This window comes from Novacetimonas maltaceti (genome assembly GCF_002906255.1).
GTDB lineage: Bacteria > Pseudomonadota > Alphaproteobacteria > Acetobacterales > Acetobacteraceae > Novacetimonas > Novacetimonas maltaceti.
The window spans coordinates 1-3,214 of sequence record NZ_POTC01000112.1 but is presented as its reverse complement, the minus strand read 5'-3'; the positions used below and the strand labels follow the sequence as shown (position 1 = coordinate 3,214).

The 3,214-nt window shown below is 55.8% G+C and carries 5 protein-coding genes; 1 reads left to right on the top strand and 4 read right to left on the bottom strand.

Annotated elements, in window-relative coordinates; all coding sequences use genetic code 11:
- Positions 1-102 precede the first annotated feature (102 nt).
- From KMAL_RS16360 to KMAL_RS16345, 4 genes are all read right to left on the bottom strand, one after another.
- The gene (locus KMAL_RS16360; RefSeq protein WP_239020193.1) at positions 103-438 is read right to left on the bottom strand and encodes a FitA-like ribbon-helix-helix domain-containing protein; all 336 of its coding nucleotides are present in this window, start codon (positions 436-438) and stop codon (positions 103-105) included.
- Between the two features lie 272 nt (positions 439-710).
- Positions 711-1,016: a WGR domain-containing protein gene (locus tag KMAL_RS16355; RefSeq protein ID WP_035730650.1), complete on the bottom strand. Its 306-nt coding sequence runs from the start codon at positions 1,014-1,016 to the stop codon at positions 711-713.
- A 65-nt stretch (positions 1,017-1,081) separates the two neighbouring features.
- Complete coding sequence (locus KMAL_RS16350) at positions 1,082-2,140, bottom strand: Abi family protein (RefSeq protein WP_239020192.1); 1,059 nt, start codon at positions 2,138-2,140, stop codon at positions 1,082-1,084.
- 177 nt (positions 2,141-2,317) lie between these two features.
- On the bottom strand, positions 2,318-2,968 hold the full coding sequence (locus tag KMAL_RS16345; protein ID WP_110096510.1) for a hypothetical protein: 651 nt from the start codon (positions 2,966-2,968) through the stop codon (positions 2,318-2,320).
- Between the two features lie 57 nt (positions 2,969-3,025).
- Here KMAL_RS16345 and KMAL_RS17485 point away from each other — a divergent pair.
- A partial coding sequence (locus tag KMAL_RS17485; protein ID WP_219811435.1) for a hypothetical protein occupies positions 3,026-3,214 on the top strand: 189 nt, incomplete at its 3' end.

Below are 3,214 nucleotides of genomic sequence, written 5' to 3'. Positions count from 1 at the left end.
CGAGAGACAACTCCCAATCTGCTCAAAACGCAGACTGGACGCCATCGCAAAAACCGTCAATCAAATCGCCAAAACCCAGAAATTACCGGCCAAGCACATCAATCAAGGGTTCTTCGATCCCTCCACGTGATTTTCTCCGATCGCGTCAGCCAGGCGCGCGGCGCTATATGGTGGACGTGTCGAGAAATCGCTTGCTCGCCCGTTTTCTGCGAGGGCAATCGCCTGCTGCAAGCGTTGTGAAACTGCCTCGACCTGCATCATGGCGGGCTGGTCTGCCCACGCCTTCAGCGCAATTCTCAGTTCGGCTTCGACGGATCGGGCCGACGCCCCGGCCTTGCGCTTCAGAGCATTGATAAGAGTGTCGTCTAAATTCCTGATTGTCAGACTTGGCACAGGATCATCCTCCTTCGATAGAGGAATGATTGCACCGAGATGCAATCACAATGCGATCATTATCTTGATTGCATTATTATCACCGTCCAGTGAATAAGAAAACGAGTAGGAGAATGCCGGGACAGTCGTCGTCCACTTCCCGCGCTTCGGATTTAAGATAGCCCGCTCGCAAGCCTGAGATTTCAACAAACGACTCATGCTGCGTGGAAAGCGGTAACTGATGCTGACACGAGTGAAACCCTCGTGTCAGCATGGTGCAGCTCGCTCAATGAATGGAGTTTGTCGCAGGGCCATGCAGGAACCACACTGCCCCTGAGTTAATCCTGACCAACGGCGAGCGTATAGCCGCGTTTCTGCCGATAACGGACCATTTTCGACAGCGCATTGATGGCCGTACCTTCGTCCGGATAAAGATCGAGACACTGCGATCCCGTCGTTCCGATCCGGCCCCACTGCCGCACGAGCGCCGCGCCGCCGAATAGGTCAGGTTGAACGGACATCGCGTAAAAGCGCCATTCATTCAGCTCCGGTCGAATGCGCCGAAGACGTGCCGTAAGCGGGAACAACGCGAGCTGGGCCGCCTTATGCAAGGCGGCGGATTTTTTCGACTGTCTGGATTTCATGACGGTCCTGCCCATAACCAGATTCTAGCACCGGACCAGCCGCGAGTACAGAAGAATGGAAGGGTCTAGGTCCAGATCTCAAGCGTGTCCCACGGCGCGGTAAAGCCGCCCTGGCTGGCCCTTGCAAGAGGCATTGTCGGGAAGTCGATCCAATGCGCTTTCATCCGGCGGCTCCATGATGTGCCGGCGCTGATCTCCTTGACGAGACAGCTTGCCACGGCTGCCGCACCATAAACACGAGTTCGCCGCACGACTTCCGTTCCGATATGAACGACTGTGGGTGCCTCCTGCTCTTTCGGAACATTGGGCTGATTGATGATCGGCGAGTTCCATAAGCGGGAATGATGGGCACAGATGTTGCGGACGAACGCAAGACACCTGATCCAGCTCACCAGCGTATCGGGAAGCAGACCGTATCGTGACGCGATCGCGAAGCGGTCCCGTGGGTGCGCCATGAATAGAAGCCAGGAAAGCGTGCCGAAATCCCAAGTCTCAACGGCCATCCAGATCGGCAGGGGCGAGCTGTAGGTGTCGAAAAACTGCTTTACCCAGCTTTCCTTCGAACGTCGGATCGACTGATTGGCCTTGTCGAGCCAATTCTGGTGGCGTGTGCCGTCGTGAAATGGTGTGTTCGCTCGGCGCGTGTCGAGGAAAGCTGGCGAGAGATGTGCCCACGGATCGCGCTTTCCGAGCGTGTGTGCCAGATCCACGCGCAATGCCACCTCAATCCGCTCGATTGCGTCTAGGAACAGAAGACGGAGCTGCTTGTCGAACAGGTAAAGATCGACTGCGTGGCGAAACTCCGCACCCGGTCGGAACTGGTCGGTGCGAATGATGCGGGACGGATCGCGAGGATCGGGGCCGTTCTGTTCGAAAGGCTCCCAATACGGTGCCAGACGCCCGTAACCAATGCGCTGAAGGTGATGGATCGCCTTGGTCCGGTCTGTCACTCCCAAGCCCCGGTTTATCAGGAGATCAACTTGATCGGCAAAACTGAGGTGGGGCTTGGTATAAGGCGGACGCATATGCCTAAAAATAAAGAAGGCCGTCCCTTGATGTCCTGAGCTTGCGCGCAGCACAACAGCGGAGACGGCCGTATTAAGTGGGCTTCTAAGCTGATACACGGCGGGAGTCAAGCATAAACGGAAACCGCGCTCCGTGCGTATCCTGTGACGTGCCCTCAAGTGTATCCTCTGGTGTATCCTCTAGCGTGTCCTAAATATCGCGGTTCGCTCCACGGAAGCGCATCGCGGCGTCGGCGCGCGATGCCATTGAGCGACCTCACTGCAACACGCTTGTCTCTAGGATCGTATGATGATCTCGATGGATTCTTCCGGCACCCCGAGAAACATCGATAGACTTTTCTTCGCATCGCTTATGGAAAGCGGCCGCAAATCGGTGCCGGCCTGACCGACCTCCTTCTTTTCCTGTTCGGCAGGAAGACCTGGTTCTGTCAGAGGTATGCGCGCGATCGGCTTATGAGCTATTCCCGCACCAGCTCCCACACGCGAAACGGGGCTGCTGGCTTCTTCATCGTAGAGTGAAATCCAGATCCCTCTCCGCTTTTTCGGCACACTATGTCCGGCCTTGATCCGGGCCTGATATGCCCGGTCGAAGCGCGCGCGCATTTCATCACCTTCAATAAGATGCACCTGCGCAAAGCGCGGATTTTCCTTGTCATCTACAGAAACGGCCACGACCGCATCCACATCGGACAACGTGACCCAGGCATCACCGGCATCATTCCTCGGAAACGCAATCCATTGATCCTGAGTCGTCCTGATTGATACGATTCGTTCCTGGCTGCCTTTTGTAATCTTCCGAACGCTTCCTTTTCCGAAGCCGGGGATTTTCTCGACCTTCCATCCGTCATTCTCTAACGCATGAATGCCAGCTTCAAAGAGTTGTGTCTTTCTGGATGCCTTTTTGGGGTCTTCAAAGATATTCGCCATATCGGTCTGATTCCTCGCTGATTTCTTTCTGATAAATGGGGTATCATTGATTCGTCAATGAAATTCTTTCGTGACGAATGGATTTATCCCTCAAAGATCAGCGATACGCGTGCGGGTTTTTTCGGGGGCTTGATCTCCGCTCTAGTTCGTAAGGCCGCGAGCCAGGTGCGCTGCACCTGTCTCCCGGCCAACTCACCGGAGCCAGCCGCCGCCCTGCGCTGCGCTACGGTCGTCGTCTGTCTCCGC

Excerpts from the sequence above, each read along its gene's own strand:
- KMAL_RS16345 (WP_110096510.1), bottom strand. The coding sequence starts at position 2,968 with ATGGCGAATATCTTTGAAGACCCCAAAAAGGCATCCAGAAAGACACAA.
- KMAL_RS16355 (WP_035730650.1), bottom strand. The coding sequence starts at position 1,016 with ATGAAATCCAGACAGTCGAAAAAATCCGCCGCCTTGCATAAGGCGGCC.